This window comes from Marinobacter sp. MBR-99 (assembly GCF_040547575.1).
Classification (GTDB): domain Bacteria; phylum Pseudomonadota; class Gammaproteobacteria; order Pseudomonadales; family Oleiphilaceae; genus Marinobacter.
Genome location: NZ_JBEPPY010000010.1, coordinates 18,368 through 31,102 on the forward strand (window position 1 = coordinate 18,368; position 12,735 = coordinate 31,102).

General features: G+C 54.8%; 11 protein-coding genes. All 11 read right to left on the reverse strand.

Annotated features, from left to right (window positions below):
• Positions 1 to 6: 6 nt before the first annotated feature.
• Entirely contained in the window at positions 7 to 444 is a 438-nt protein-coding gene (locus ABIE59_RS10200) for a type IV pilin protein (RefSeq protein ID WP_286253894.1), read from the reverse strand.
• Positions 441 to 3,908 (reverse strand): pilus assembly protein, encoded by a 3,468-nt coding sequence (locus ABIE59_RS10205; RefSeq protein ID WP_354446602.1) that lies wholly within the window; start codon positions 3,906 to 3,908, stop codon positions 441 to 443. The genes ABIE59_RS10200 and ABIE59_RS10205 overlap by 4 nt, the downstream gene beginning before the upstream one ends.
• Positions 3,909 to 3,919: 11 nt before the next feature.
• Positions 3,920 to 4,516 (reverse strand): PilX N-terminal domain-containing pilus assembly protein, encoded by a 597-nt coding sequence (locus ABIE59_RS10210; RefSeq protein ID WP_354446604.1) that lies wholly within the window; start codon positions 4,514 to 4,516, stop codon positions 3,920 to 3,922.
• An 11-nt stretch (positions 4,517 to 4,527) separates the two neighbouring features.
• Entirely contained in the window at positions 4,528 to 5,631 is a 1,104-nt protein-coding gene (locus tag ABIE59_RS10215; RefSeq protein ID WP_354446606.1) for a PilW family protein, read from the reverse strand.
• Positions 5,628 to 6,041, reverse strand: a complete 414-nt coding sequence (gene pilV / locus ABIE59_RS10220) for a type IV pilus modification protein PilV (RefSeq protein ID WP_354446608.1) — start codon at positions 6,039 to 6,041, stop codon at positions 5,628 to 5,630. Before pilV ends, ABIE59_RS10215 begins: the two co-directional genes overlap by 4 nt.
• 46 nt (positions 6,042 to 6,087) lie before the next feature.
• Positions 6,088 to 6,573, reverse strand: a complete 486-nt coding sequence (locus ABIE59_RS10225; protein ID WP_354446610.1) for a GspH/FimT family pseudopilin — start codon at positions 6,571 to 6,573, stop codon at positions 6,088 to 6,090.
• A 208-nt stretch (positions 6,574 to 6,781) separates the two neighbouring features.
• Positions 6,782 to 7,732, reverse strand: coding sequence for a 4-hydroxy-3-methylbut-2-enyl diphosphate reductase (gene ispH, locus ABIE59_RS10230; protein WP_354446612.1), 951 nt, complete (start codon positions 7,730 to 7,732; stop codon positions 6,782 to 6,784).
• 159 nt (positions 7,733 to 7,891) lie between these two features.
• A complete protein-coding gene (gene fkpB / locus ABIE59_RS10235) occupies positions 7,892 to 8,344 on the reverse strand; it encodes an FKBP-type peptidyl-prolyl cis-trans isomerase (protein ID WP_354446614.1) in 453 nt (150 codons plus the stop codon).
• 5 nt (positions 8,345 to 8,349) lie between these two features.
• Complete coding sequence (gene lspA / locus ABIE59_RS10240) at positions 8,350 to 8,871, reverse strand: signal peptidase II (RefSeq protein WP_354446616.1); 522 nt, start codon at positions 8,869 to 8,871, stop codon at positions 8,350 to 8,352.
• Positions 8,871 to 11,690 carry an isoleucine--tRNA ligase gene (ileS, locus tag ABIE59_RS10245; RefSeq protein ID WP_354446618.1) on the reverse strand — a complete coding sequence of 940 codons (2,820 nt, stop codon included), beginning with the start codon at positions 11,688 to 11,690 and terminating at the stop codon, positions 8,871 to 8,873. Before ileS ends, lspA begins: the two co-directional genes overlap by 1 nt.
• Positions 11,691 to 11,724: 34 nt before the next feature.
• The gene (gene ribF, locus ABIE59_RS10250; RefSeq protein WP_354446620.1) at positions 11,725 to 12,693 is read right to left on the reverse strand and encodes a bifunctional riboflavin kinase/FAD synthetase; all 969 of its coding nucleotides are present in this window, start codon (positions 12,691 to 12,693) and stop codon (positions 11,725 to 11,727) included.
• Positions 12,694 to 12,735 lie beyond the last annotated feature (42 nt).

Sequence of the window (12,735 nt, forward strand, 5' to 3'; positions counted from 1 at the left end):
AGCCCACTACCAACAGTCGGCAACTACTGTGCCTCCTTTCTTGGCTTCCTTTCTACCCGAATGCTCCAGCGTGAGCGTGCCACACTTGTCGTTTGACTGAGCCCCCGCTGGCACAGCCTGCAAGGTAAAAGAGTTTTTATCTACACTCGCCAAAGACAGATCATACATTTTGGTTCCTGACTCTGGAGATCTTGTCTGGGGCAACGTTGGCGGATTGCCGCTGTCCCTGTAATCATAGTTCTGCTGAAGATACTTTCTCTCCATCCATTGTGCCAATTTCATCATGTCTGCCTGGGCATTGGTTCTATGAGTAGCCATCACATTGTTACGATACGACGGGTACGCTATTGCTGCGAGTATCCCGACGATAGCAACAACGATCATCAACTCGATTAACGTGAACCCGCCACTTTGTCTACGGTATTTCAAACCATTGACCCTCACTCAGTTATCTCCCGCCAGCCCTTGCGACCCAGCCCTATGATTAGCTCAGGCAAGCCAACAAACTGGGCTCCACCAGAACTGCTATTAAATGCCAGGAGATTGCCCCAGACCGATAGCTGCGATGGAGGCGTACTTACTTTGAACCCACTCGCATTTTCGGTACTGTTTTCAAATGCAGCAAAACCTGGAGTTGTGTTTTCGGCACGAAGAATCTCATAGCCCATAACCCAGCCGTCGCCGCCGCCCAGACACGGATTTTCGCCTGGAATCAGTGTATTTACATACACATATTCACCACGAATAACCGGATAGTTAACCACCCTCTCGCCACTGCTAGGCAATTTAGAATACCAGCCACGCTTGAGCTCATAGTCAACACGGTTTTCCGACGCTACCCGAATTGTACGGCTAACCCCATCAATGGTACCGCCCTGCTCGGTTACCGGCATGTCCACCAAATCATTAATTGTAAGGGGAAGAGCTCCAGCGTCCGAAGTTTCATGCACAGCGTAGAAGTACTGATCATCTTTGTTGGAGTGGTCACCGGTCTCCAGATACTTACCGGTACCAAAAAGGATCATCAAATCAGGATCCTTGCCGGTATCCATTGACAAGGCAACGGCCGGAGCCGATGTTATAGGCTGATCCGCCTTGAAATAGGGACTATTAAAACCAGCTTGGGTATAAGCTGATTCCATGGTCCCCTCATTATTAACCGCAACCCACATATTCCCATCAAGGTCACCCGCATAAACCCGATCAACAAGATGATCTTCGTTGACGTTGTCAATCAACGTTAACGGGGACAGCCCTGTGCCACCGGACTTAAATTCAAAATACATGTAGTCACTACTATCCCAGCTTCCATCCAAGCCTCCCTCAAGATCTAACATGAAAAACCCTGTGGAACCCGAGTTGTATCCAGACGGCACGAAAACAGTCCAACGAATGTTGCCATCCGGCCATTCCATTTGTGCAATCTCAGGCGGCTCTACCAGGTAGCCAAGCTTCTCGTGAGTAAATTCCCAGAGGACCTGTGCGCCTGCATTGTCCTCACCAAACTCTTCAGGGTTTGTGACATCTAGGGCGAAAATCCCTTTAGCACCAGCACGACTTCCCCCTACGAGGACCGTCCTCCATTCTCTCTGGTTCTCAACGTTGCCGTTGGCTCTTCTACCTCGCGAATAAACATCGACCACCTCAAGGTTCAAATCGACATAGAAACGGTGAGAAAACCCGGGCTTTGTGAGGTAATGTAGCCCTTCCTCTTCTGCAGTTGACGATATGAAAGAAGGGACATAGGCCAGAACTTCCTCACCACCGCCCTCATCGTTTGGCGTCGCCCGGAAGCCATGCAGCATCCCGTCATTAGCACCCACGTATACAACTGCAGTTCGGTCGAGGTTAGAGTTGACGAAGGTTGTATACTTACCATCCCCGAAATCGCTGCTGTTCGGCCAGTTTGAATCTGGCACACCTACGAAGCGAGGGGTCGAGTTAACAATGGTGCCCAGCAAATGCTGCCGCTGACGGAAGTACTTTCCATCTCCCTCGTTCTCAGCCTCGAAAGTTGCGCGTTTTTTACCCCGAATGAACTCAAGACGCTTTTCTCCGAGTGATGGTGTTCCGGTATTCAAATCATTCTTCTGGGCGTTGGACAGAGACGTCCAGCGGAAGGGCTGCCCACGACTGCCATCAAATGTAAGAATATTCCTGTCATCAGGGACAGCAGAGTTCAACTTGGCTCGCGCGGACCACCCTTCATTGTCTTCACCCACTACCGCTTCCGGGCGGCCATCCGACCCAGCTTTGAGCGTGGCCGCTTCAAGGTCCCCTGTCCAGCCATTCGGTTCGAAGTAACTCGAGAATACAAGCGCGTTATCTGCTTCGATTGACGCGACGTTGAAGTCGACCCCAGTAGCCGAACCTGCATTACCAAGAAATTGGTCTAACAAACCTTCCAGTTGAGTCCTGAATGTTTCAGGGTCACCCGCACTAAAGAAATCACCACGACCATTCATGGAAGCATGAAGAAGGTCATTAATCTTGTTTTCATCCGTGTCCCCACCCCACCAATCAACACTGGTACCGTTTAAAACCGCTGAAACGGCATCGTCTCTAGATACGGTTCCCTCAACGCCAAAACCGATACCGTATGTCATCATGTGCTGCCAAAAAGCAGGGTTTCCTATAGTCGATCTGGCATCAGAGCCCCCTCTAACCTCATCGATCGTAGGGACAAAGTTATCAATATCCGGGCGCAAGTCGCGCTTCCAGTAATGGGCTGCGATATCAGCGAGGGTTACTCGGCTCGTCACGCTGTCACTGAAGGGGGGAACCGCCTTATATTGACCACTGTCACCCGCACTATTAGTAATCTCCGGGCCATCGACATTATCAGCATTGACGGTTAGATCAGGGTCATAACTGCTCCCGACATTATAATAACCATCCGTCATCAGCATCGTTGCCGAAATACGACACTCCCTGGCTGGATTCACCGAGCTTTTGGACTTACCGGGATCATCAAGCCACGCACGCTCGCTCTTCTCATAATACTGGCCTGCACCCTCTAGCGCCCTCTGCAAAGGTGTTGCACCTGTAGAATTTACCCCGTAGAGCCAATTAATGAAATTTGTACGGACAGAGTCATAGGGACGTACGCCGTTGGTTATGGCCCGAACATTGGTTGCATCATCAACGGTATTCCGCCCCTGGTTAATCAAGCCCCAGCCGAGGCGAAAATCTGAACTAAGATCCGGATTCGCAAAGACCGTCCCTATCCCAGCTTTTGCCGCCATTTCCCGGCTACGGTAATAAGAGAACCAGTTGGCAAAGTTTGTTCTACCGGCATTATCATTGATACTGACCTGGTCATAGCAACTTACATTCGTGGCATCACCACAATTGCTTCTCCAGCGGTAATAAAACGCTCTGGTGGCATTCGCAAAGGGGCTGACGGTAAAACCGAAATAATTTCGGCCATTCCAACGCCCGTAATAGTAGTAATCATCCATGATCGCTCTGTAGTTTGTATCCAGGTTTACGGTCGTAGAGCCGCTCGCATACCCATTAATTGGCGCTGAATAAAAGTTGGCATTTGGCATCGCCGATCCATCTGCCGCCAAAGGCGGAGCATACGTAACATCAGGGTCGTAGTAGACCTTATTAAAAGTCGGACTTAGAAGGTATGGCCTTGAACCTACGTTTAGAGCACAAAGCGTATCAGAGCCGTAGGTGACAACGGTGTTGCAGTTCCCTAAATTGCGCCCCCCCATCAAGCTATCAGGCATAAACCCCCATCGCATGGAACCTGAATCGTCGAGCACAAACAACAGGTTAGGGTCTACGCCGCCACCGGCCGCCAGCGGTTTCTGAGCAAAATTGACTTCTCCCCAACCCGCAGCTGGTAGAACCAAAGCCATACCGAGGGCAAATATTTTCAACTTAAGTTGTTTGAACATAGCTCGCACCCTCAATCTTCAGTGCCAACGTTCTTGGCGCTGATAAAGTAAAAACTTTCAATGACTTTACGGCTCTCATCCGAGGGACCTTTCGCCATCACCACAATTCGCATCGATTCTGCGCTACCCATAACGTCTGCCTGACCAGGACCAGCTACGCCACCACTACCACCCAGACCGCCAGACCCCTCAAAATTCAAATTGCGCACTGTTCGCCCGTCTGCGCCACCACTTTGATCCTGTTTCAGCTTTACCGGCCCACGGTACTCAATAAAATATTCTGGCGTTAACCCATCAACCTCCGGAGCCTCAGCGATCTTGCCGGTACCCCAAGTACTCGCCGATAGCGCGGGTGGCGCCTCGCCCGTGTCAAACCAGCCAGCGGTGTTTGCGCCGAATCCCGCCAAAGAAGTCAAGCCATCCAGATCTTTCTCAATTCCCCTGAGCGCTGCTTCCGCAGCCTCCAAAGCAATAACACCCTCTCTGGCAGAGTTTGACATTCGCTCCTGCATAACCGAGTTCTGCATTGAGGACGTAGCCAACAATGACAAAACCAAGAGAATTACCAGCGACATCAGAAGGGCAGAGCCCCTTTGTCTGCTTATCATTGCTGCCCCCGTTAACTCGACTTGTTACGTACATTCGATGTAAAGGAATAAACCCTGTACATCCGCTTATCCTGAGCTGCGTAATTGTTCCCGCCGGAACAATCCGCCCAGGCAGGAAAGCATACCGAAGCGCTGTCATCGTAGAGATTATCAGGCCCACCCCGAACCAATAGACTGACCCGGACAGCTCGAACACTACCCCAATCAGAATCACTCACATTCTCCGCATCCAGCCATCGATTGACAGGTGAATCCCTGTCACCGGACAGACCATACCGAACCTGCAAATCTTCTACGCCTTCCACCATTTCGAAAGTTCTGGATACTCCATTCTGACGCTCTTGCATCATCAGGGCCCGACCACCAGTGGTAGTGCTTTCACCAATAAAGTAAGTTCGTTCGAAAGGCTTCAAGATCTGCGCACCTTCACCGTAGTCATTGGACAAGCAATTATTTCCTGCCCCTTGATTTCCCGTGTTGGAACAAACGTTGTTGCTGAAGTCATTACCGGGAGAGCCAGAACCCGAGTTCGTAACCAACGTCACCTCCAAGTTGCCACTTTGGGTGTTGATATTCGAAATCTGAACAATGTCAGTACCCTGGCAATCTGTGATGGCTATGATATCCCCCGAATCCAAAAAGGCGGCCGGGTCTGCACCATCGCGACTCGCGACCTTCGTGGAAGCGGCGGTCGGCGGGGCTGATGCAACTATTTCTAGGCCACCACCATCCAGGCCGTTGAAATAAATAAAATCCGTGCCATTGACAGCATTAGCCGGACGCCGAGTGCTTTCAGAACTGACGGACGTTGACATATCCCAACTAAACGCATCCCAATCGTCATCGTTTTCATCAATATCAAGGTTACTGACGAAGTTGTCAGAGTTGCAGCCAAAATAACCTGCGTTACGAGCCTCTCTGGCAAGCATGTCTGACGCTATCCGCCCATACTCCTGGGTACGAGACACCGCCTCCGACATCCGGAAAGCCTGACTATTCGATGTGAATATCTGGACCAAGCCCACCGTTAAAAGCGAACCCAGCAGTAGGGCGATCATCAGTTCGATTATCGACAAGCCCTTCTGATGTTTGAACTGCAAGTCAAGAAGGATCATGGCGCATACCTCACCAATAGTGAAAACGAGTTTTTGTGCATCGAGCTTCCAGTATCTTCGCTTTCTTCAGCACTATCCCAAACAGTCTGCCGGGACTCCCAGGTAACGATGATCCTTGCATCCTGGTTTGCGTTCACAGACGTAACCTCTGCTGTCGCTTCCTCACCAAGATCCTTCTTGACTGACGCTTCCCAAGTGGCTCTATCAGCACTCGATGGCAGACCTCGGTTGGAGCGCACTTCGTCTGCCATGGTCTGAACGTGCAACACTGCGATAGAGCGCTGATCCGCGCCCTGCGTCTGCTGCATTGAGACTGTTTGCATTCCGGCCACGCCCAATAGACCAATGGCCAGGACCAACAGCGCGACCATCACTTCGATCATGGTCAAACCGGTTTGTTTCGATGTCATATTTACCAACCTCGTGTGATGCGAACGAGTGCCTTCGTCAGAGTTGTCAGGTACACGCAGGCTCAGTTTGCGCTCGGTTTGCCTGGCCGCCCCGATTGATTACGATGTCCACTCCCGGCTTGCCATTACCAGGACAAATTCGGAACTCTGTCGGGTTACCACCCTTCTTTTCACCATTACCCCGAAACACCGGCATTACACCATTCGTGATCGTTAGTGTTACTGAACCGGGCATTGCTTCAGCTGCCCGAAGTATGTCGGCATTAGCATCAGGTAAATCTCGCTCCAACAGCACTTCGAGCCCCTGCTGAAGGTCTCCATTCATAGCCCTCAACGCTACGGGCTCGCCACGACGCACGGCTTCTGCTCGGGCGTAGTTGAGCAGCCCGATCACATTGTTTGTGGTTGAAGTGAGACGACTGGATTCAATTAATGATCGAAAACCAGGAACTGCGACAGTCGCGATGATTGCGATTAATGCGACGACAATCATAAGCTCGATCAAAGTGAACCCGGAATGCTTTGGCCTCATGCCTTAAGCCTCTATTGTTTGTTTCATCACTGATAGTATATTGACACCGTCGATCAGCCGAACAGGTGCTCGACGAACGGTTTCTTGGCTGGAGTAAACGGACAGGATTGGCGAAAAACGTGAAAACGCGCACAAAATTCTACTATTGAGCAAGGAGATCGAGGATCTGTTAAATGAGTATCAGGGGAGCTACTCCTAGCGCCGCCACCTAGACATTAATCGCATCAATCCGTAGCTCCTTAGGCATAGAGAACACGATATTCTCCTCCCTGCCCGCCACTTCCTGAGGCTCTTCCCCGCCCAGATCTTTAAGCCGGCTGATCACATCCGCCACCAGCACTTCCGGGGCAGAAGCACCCGCCGTCACACCGATGGCCTGCTTACCTTCCAGCCATTGGGGATCAATCTGGGCAGCTTCATCAATCAAGTACGCGGGGGTACCCATACGTTCGGCCAGCTCCCGCAGGCGGTTGGAGTTGGAGCTGTTGGGGGAACCGACAACCAGCATCAGGTCGCAGTCGCCGGCCAGTTGTTTGACGGCATCCTGACGGTTCTGGGTGGCGTAGCAGATGTCGTCTTTGCGGGGGCCTTCGATTTCCGGGAATTTGGCGCGCAGGGCGTCGATCACCCGGGCGGTGTCGTCCATGGAGAGGGTGGTCTGGGTGACGTAGGCGAGGCGGCTGGGGTCTTTCACTTCCAGCTTTTGTACGTCCGCTTCGTCTTCTACCAGGTAGATGTCGCCGCCGTTACTGTGGTCGTACTGGCCCATGGTGCCTTCCACTTCCGGGTGGCCATGGTGGCCGATGAGGATGCACTCGCGGCCGTCGCGGCTGTAGCGCATGACTTCCATGTGGACTTTGGTGACCAGTGGGCAGGTGGCGTCGAAGACCTTCAGGCCACGGCGGGCGGCTTCGTTCTGTACGGCCTGGGACACGCCGTGGGCGCTGAAGATGACCAGTTTGTCGTCTGGCACTTCGTGCAGTTCGTCGACAAAGATCGCCCCGCGGTTGCGGAGGTTGTCGACGACGAATTTGTTGTGGACGACTTCGTGGCGTACGTAGATGGGGGCGCCGAATACGTCGAGGGCGCGGTTTACGATTTCTATGGCGCGGTCTACGCCGGCACAGAAGCCACGGGGGTTAGCGAGTCGGATTTGCATAACATTGCCCTTAGAGATTGTCGCCCGCGTGCTACGAGGTAGGCTCTTCCGGGACACGCTGTGAATACGTCCCTGTACGCTTGACTGCAGCATCCCTGCTGCAGACAGTCCCGGAAGAACCTACCTCGCATCCCGCTAATTCATGGTTAGCCGATCAAGTCAATGCGTCGGGCCAGCCGGCTCCACATCAATGATCTTTACTTCAAAGCTCAGTGTATGCCCTGCCAGCGGGTGATTAAAGTCCACATCCACCTGATCACCTTCTACCCGCTTGATCACACCAGGCAACTCCTGCTGACGGGCATCGGCGAAAGACACCACCACACCGGGTTCCAGCACCATGTCGGCGCTGAATTCGTGGCGTTTGAAGGTTTGTACGTTGCTGGGGTTGTGCTGACCGAAGGCTTTTTCCGGCGGTACTTCGAAGGTTTTGTGGTCGCCGGCTTTCAGGCCCATCAGGTAAGCTTCGAAATTTTCCGGCAGGTTTTCGTCGCCGATTTCCAGGGTGGCCGGTTCTTTATCAAAGGTGGAGTCCACGGTTTCGCCGTCTTCGAATTTGAGGGCGAAATGGAGTTTTACGCGGGTCCCCTTGTCGATGGGCAGTTCTTTCATGGGAATCAGTTGCTCCGGTTGGCATCCCCGCTGTCGTCAGCGGGTTTGCGGAATGCGTCGAGTATCATCATGGCGGCACCGATGGTGATGGCGGTGTCGGCCAGGTTGAAGGCCGGGAAATGCCAGTCCTGCCAGTAGAAATGCAGGAAGTCCACCACGTAACCATGCACCACCCGGTCGTACACGTTGCCGATGGCACCACCGAGAATGAGTACGATGGCGATGGCGGTCCAGGTTTCATGGGCTTTGAGTTTTCTCAGCCAGCCCACCAGCACCACACTGACCACAACCGCCAGGGTCACGAAGAACCAGCGCTGCCAGCCGGCGGCATCGGCCAGGAAGCTGAATGCCGCGCCAGTGTTGTGCAGTAACGTCAGGTTGAAACTGGGCAGCACCGGTACCGGGTTGCCATAGGTCAGCATAGCCGTGGCTATGGCTTTGGTGCCCAGGTCGATGGCGATGACCAGCACCGCCAGCCACAGCCATTTCAGTTTGCTGCCTGTGCTTTCAGTCATGACCGCATCCATCAGGCGTAAGCACGGGTTTCGCCCGGGCCTTCCACGTTGGTGACGCAACGGCCGCACAGATCACTGTACTGCTCGTTCTGGCCCACGTCTTCACGGTGGTGCCAGCAGCGCTCGCACTTGGCGTGGGCGGCGGGGGTCACTTTCACCAGCAGGCCTTCCACGTTGGTTTGCTCTGCGCCGGCTGCTTCGCTCACCGGCTTAACGGTGGCTTCAGAGGTAATCAGCACAAAGCGCAGCTCTTCACCAAGATAGTTCAGTCGCTCGGCCAGGCCACCTTCGCAGTAAAGAGTCACTTCCGCACTCAAAGAGCCTTTGATTTCGCCACGGGCACGGGCTTCTTCCAGGCACTTGTTGACGGCTTCTTTCACCGCGTAGATTTCACGCCAGTAGTCGCGGCCCAGCTCGAAGTCTTCCGGCAATGCCGTCAGGCCTTCGTACCAGGTTTCGTAGAACACGGTGTCGCCACGCTTGCCAGGCAGGTGCTGCCAGATTTCATCGGCGGTGAAGCTCAGGATCGGGGCAATCCAGCGCACCAGGGCTTCGGCTACATGATAGAGCGCCGTCTGGCAGGAACGCCGCGCCAGACTGTCAGCCTGGGTGGTGTACTGACGGTCTTTGATGATGTCCAGGTAGAAACCGCCCAGGGTGGATTCACAGAAGTTGTATACCTTCTGGTAAATCCGCAGGAAGGCGTAGTTGCCGTAGTCTTCGTGCAGCTCCTTCTGCAGCTGCAGGGCACGGTCCACCATCCAGCGGTCCAGGGCGATCATGTCTTCCGGCGCCACCGTGTGCTGCTCCGGATCAAACCCGGTCAGGTTGCTCAGCAGGAAGCGGGCGGTGTTACGGATACGGCGGTAGCCGTCTGCCGTCTGGCGCAGGATGTCCTTGGAGACGCTCATCTCGCCGCTGTAGTCGGTGGCGGAAACCCACAAGCGCAGAATGTCCGCACCCAGCTCATTCATCACTTCCTGTGGTGCGATGACGTTACCCATGGACTTGGACATCTTGTAGCCCTTGGCGTCCACGGTGAAGCCGTGGGTCAGCACCTGCTTGTACGGGGCCACGCCATTCATGGCGATGGAGGTTTTCAGGGACGACTGGAACCAGCCTCGGTGCTGGTCGGAGCCTTCCAGGTACAGATCGGCCGGGAACTGGCCCAGTTCCTCCCGCACTCTCAGAACAGAGTCGTGGGTGACACCGGAATCAAACCAGACATCCAGGGTATCCATTACTTTTTCGTACTGGTCGGCGTCTGCGCCCAGCAGTTCCTTCTGGTCAATGTCGTACCAGGCATCGATGCCGCCGGCTTCCACCGCTTGGGCTACCTTCTCGATCAGTTCCTGGGTGTTCGGATGCAGTTCCTGGGTCTCCTTGTGGATAAACAAGGTGATCGGTACACCCCAGGTGCGCTGACGGGAGATACACCAGTCCGGGCTCTGCTCGAACATGGCCTCGATACGATTCTGGCCCCACGATGGCACCCAGCGGATGCCCTTGATGGCTTCCAGAGCATCGGCGCGCAGGTTGAGCTTGTCCATGCTGATGAACCATTGGGGCGTGGCCCGATAGATCAGCGGGGTTTTGGTCCGCCAGCAGTGCGGGTAGCTGTGGCGGAATTTCTCCGAGCGCACCAGCTTACCTTCACGCTCAAGGGCGCTGCATACCGGCTCGTCGGCCTTGTATACGTGCACGCCGGCAAACTCGCCAGCCGCTTCGGTGTAGGTACCGTCAGCTTTCACCAGGTTGATGGTGCCAATGCCGTAGGCCCTGCCTACTTCAAAGTCTTCCATACCGTGGTCTGGTGCGGTGTGGACTGCGCCGGTACCGGCATCCAGGGAGACATGGTCGCCCAGCAGCACCGGAACCTGTTTGTCATACACCGGATGGTGCAATAGCTGGTTTTCCAGCGCTGAACCGACCACATTGGCCAGCACCTGATAATCTTCCACCCCCCAGCGAGCCATGATGCCCTGCACCATATCGGTGGCCAGAATCAGGCGCTCCGGGCCGTTGCCGGCGTCCAACTGCACCAGGGCGTATTCCAGATCCGCGCCGATGGACACCGCCTGGTTGGCCGGGATAGTCCATGGGGTGGTGGTCCAGATCACAACCGACACATCGCCCTGGCCATCGCTGGTGCCGAAGGCTTTCAATACAGCGTCCTGATCCACGGCGGTGAAGCGCACGTCGATCTGGGTAGAGGTTTTGTCCTGGTATTCAACTTCGGCTTCTGCCAGTGCGGACTGACCAACCACACTCCAGTATACCGGCTTGAATCCACGCACCAGGTGCCCCTTGGCCACGATCTTGCCCAGTGCCCGGACAATGCCCGCTTCCACTTTCGGGTCCATGGTCAGGTAGGGCTTGTCCCACTCGCCCATCACACCCAGGCGAATAAAATCGGCTTTCTGGCCTTCAACCTGCTTGATAGCGTAATCGCGACAGGCCTGGCGGAAGGTTTTGTAATCCACCTTCACGCCGGCTTTGCCGATTTCCTGCTCCACCTTGTGTTCAATGGGCAGGCCGTGGCAATCCCAACCGGGCACGTAGGGTGCGTCATAGCCCATGAAGCTGCGGGATTTCACGATCATGTCTTTCAGAATCTTGTTGACCGCATGCCCGATGTGAATGCTGCCGTTGGCGTAGGGAGGGCCATCGTGCAGGATGAACTTTTCCCGGCCTTCACGCTGCTTGCGCAGGTTGCCGTAGACGTTCAGGTCCTGCCACCGCTTGAGCATCTCCGGCTCGCGATTGGCCAGGTTACCGCGCATGGGAAACGCGGTTTCCGGCAGATTCAGGGTATGCTTGTAGTCGCTCATGTTTGTGTGCGTACTCTTTAGTTGGTCAGTTGAATCAGGTTTCCGGCGTGGCGGGGTTATTCGCCAGCCAGGCCCGGGCATGCTCAAAATCCCGGGCGATCTGTTGCCTCAGTTCGTCAACAGAGTCGAATTTCACTTCGTCCCGCAGGCCATGGCGGAACACCACTTCCAAATGCTGGCCATAAAGTGTGCCAGCAAAGTCGAACAGGTGCACTTCCAGTGATGGCCGCTTGCCGTCTACCGTGGGCCGCAGGCCGATATTGGCCACGCCATCGCGCCATTCACCGGTTTCAAGCCGGGCCCGCACCACGTACACACCACGCAGCGCCGGCATCTTATGCAGCAGGATGTTAGCTGTGGGGGCACCGATCTGCCGGCCCAACTGGCGCCCGTACACAATCCGCCCATGGATGCGGTAAGGGTGCCCGAGCAGCCGTTCCGCTTCCTCAAGGCCGTTCACATTCAGGGCATTGCGCACGCGGGTACTGCTTACCCGCTCGCCGTCTACCGTCACAGTGCGGGTATTTTCGACGGTAAAATCATGCTCCTGGCCCACCTGCTCCAGCAATCTGAAGTCCCCGGCCCGGTCGCAGCCAAAACGGAAGTCATCACCCACCACAAGATGGCGCACCGCCAGGCCCTGGATCAGCACATCTTCCACAAAGCCCATCGCAGAATAGCTGCGGAATCGCTCGTCGAAACGGATGCACAGCACCACATCCACGCCCTCGGCCAACAACGCCTCAAATTTCTGGCGGAACGGCATGAGTCGTGGTGGCGCGTCAGCACCCTGGAAAAACTCCCGGGGCTGGGGCTCAAAAATCATCACCACAGAGGGCACATCCAGCTCAGCGGCTTTTTGCTTCACCTGATCAATAATGGTTTTGTGGCCCAAGTGCACGCCATCAAAATTGCCGATGGTCGCCACACAGCCATCGGCGAGCGGCGAATCCGCTTGCCCGGACAGGCGCTTAAGATTGGTCAGGCCTCGAATCAGACGCATGTACTGCGAACCTTAACTTGCCAACTGGCTTTTTGGCGCCCA

Coding starts and splice junctions, on each gene's coding strand:
- ABIE59_RS10205 (WP_354446602.1), bottom strand. CDS start 3,908: ATGTTCAAACAACTTAAGTTGAAAATATTTGCCCTCGGTATGGCTTTG.
- ABIE59_RS10210 (WP_354446604.1), bottom strand. CDS start 4,516: ATGATAAGCAGACAAAGGGGCTCTGCCCTTCTGATGTCGCTGGTAATT.
- ABIE59_RS10215 (WP_354446606.1), bottom strand. CDS start 5,631: ATGATCCTTCTTGACTTGCAGTTCAAACATCAGAAGGGCTTGTCGATA.
- pilV (WP_354446608.1), bottom strand. CDS start 6,041: ATGACATCGAAACAAACCGGTTTGACCATGATCGAAGTGATGGTCGCG.
- ABIE59_RS10225 (WP_354446610.1), bottom strand. CDS start 6,573: ATGAGGCCAAAGCATTCCGGGTTCACTTTGATCGAGCTTATGATTGTC.
- ispH (WP_354446612.1), bottom strand. CDS start 7,732: ATGCAAATCCGACTCGCTAACCCCCGTGGCTTCTGTGCCGGCGTAGAC.
- fkpB (WP_354446614.1), bottom strand. CDS start 8,344: ATGAAAGAACTGCCCATCGACAAGGGGACCCGCGTAAAACTCCATTTC.
- lspA (WP_354446616.1), bottom strand. CDS start 8,871: ATGGATGCGGTCATGACTGAAAGCACAGGCAGCAAACTGAAATGGCTG.
- ileS (WP_354446618.1), bottom strand. CDS start 11,690: ATGAGCGACTACAAGCATACCCTGAATCTGCCGGAAACCGCGTTTCCC.
- ribF (WP_354446620.1), bottom strand. CDS start 12,693: ATGCGTCTGATTCGAGGCCTGACCAATCTTAAGCGCCTGTCCGGGCAA.